Source organism: Bradyrhizobium sp. Kon10 (assembly GCF_055807395.1).
Map to the genome: position 1 here is coordinate 1 of NZ_JBVVOZ010000083.1, position 1,762 is coordinate 1,762.

Here is a 1,762-nt window from a genome sequence, read left to right on the forward strand (position 1 = left end):
ACCACGTCGAAGGTCTGCGCGCGCAGCGCGGCCAGGCCCTCCTGCGCGGTCGGCGCGGTGCGGACGCGGTAGCCCGCGGCCTTCAGCACCGGCGCCAGCATGTTGCGGAAGAAGGCACTGTCGTCGACCAGCAGCACCGATTGCGAGTGCAGCGACGGCTTCATCTCCTTGCGGGTGAACCAGTCGGCGAACGCCATCGGCAGGAAGTGGCCGACGTCGATCACCTCGGTGGCCTGGCCCTTGATCACGGCCGAGCCCAGGATGCCCTGGCTGGAGCCGCCGACCTCGATGTTGAGCCGTTCCTCGACGATGTCGATGATCTCGTCGACGACGAGGCCCATGGAGCGGCCGTCGTCGGAGAACACCAGGATCGGCTGGGCGCCCTGGCTCGCAATGGTGACGCTCTCCATCGCCACCAGCGGCATCAGCTGCTCGCGGTACTGCACCATGTAGCGGCCGTTTGAGAACTCGATCTTGTCGGCGGGCAGCTCTTCCAGGCGGGTGACGAGCCCGAGCGGGACCGCCTTGGGCTGGGACGAGCCGGCGCGGAACACCAGCAGCGAAGTGGTCTGCTCGCCCGATCCGATGCTGTGAGCCCCGTTCTCGCTGTTCATGTCATGGGCCGAGGAGCCGGCGGCGCCGAGCGCCTTGGCGATGCCGTTGGGGTCGATGATCATGATGACCGCGCCATCGCCCAGGATGGTATTGCCCGAGAACATGTCGATGTGACGCAGCTTGGTCGACATCGGCTTGACGACGATTTCTTCGGTGTGGAACACGCCGTCGACGACGATGCCGAAGGTCTGGCTGCCGACCTGGGTGACCACGATGAAGCCGTTCTCGGGATCGGAGACGGCGCCGTCGTCGATCTTCAGGAGCTTCTTGAGGTGGATCAGCGGCAACAGCTTGTTGCGCAACCTGAGAACGGCGGTGTCCTTGATGCGCTCGATGCGGTGCTCGGAGTTGGCGCGGGCGCGGACCAATTCGACCACCGAGAGCTGCGGGATGGCAAAACGATCGCCGGCGGCTTCCACGATCAGGGCGGAGACGATCGCCAAGGTCAGCGGGATCTTGATGGTGACGGAGGAGCCCTCGCCGGCCACCGACTTGATGTCGATGGTGCCGCCGATCTGGTCGATATTGGTGCGGACCACGTCCATGCCGACGCCGCGCCCCGACACCGAGGTGATGGCGGCCGCGGTCGAGAAGCCCGGCGCGAAGATGAACTTGTGGATCTGGGCTTCGCTCATCTTCTCGAGCTCGGCCTCGGTGACCAACCCTGAGGAGATCGCCTTGGCCTTGATCCTGTCGGTGTTCAGGCCACGGCCGTTGTCGGCGATGCAGATGATGATGTGGCCGCCCTCGTGATAGGCGGACAGCCGGATGGTACCCTGCTCGCCCTTGCCGGACGCGAGCCGCTCGGCGGGGGTCTCCAGGCCATGGTCGGCGGAGTTGCGCACCATATGGGTGAGCGGGTCCTTGATCAAATCGAGCACCTGGCGGTCGAGCTCGGTGTCGGCGCCGTGCATCTCCAGCTCGATCTGCTTGCCGAGTTCGCTCGAGAGGTCGCGCACGATGCGCGGCAGCTTCTGCCAGGCATTGCCGATCGGCTGCATGCGCGTCTTCATGACGCCTTCCTGCAGTTCGGCGGTGACGTTGGACAGCCGCTGCAACGGCACCTTGAACTCGGTGTCCTCGTTGCGCCGGCTGATCTCGAGCAGCTGGTTGCGGGTCAGCACCAGCTCCGAGACCATGGTCATCA

1 protein-coding gene is annotated in these 1,762 nt (G+C 65.5%); it reads right to left on the reverse strand.

The genetic code is table 11. The features are described 5' to 3' along the window. On the reverse strand, positions 1-1,762 hold a 1,762-nt coding region (locus AC0L2O_RS36100; protein ID WP_473373109.1), incomplete at both ends, for a hybrid sensor histidine kinase/response regulator.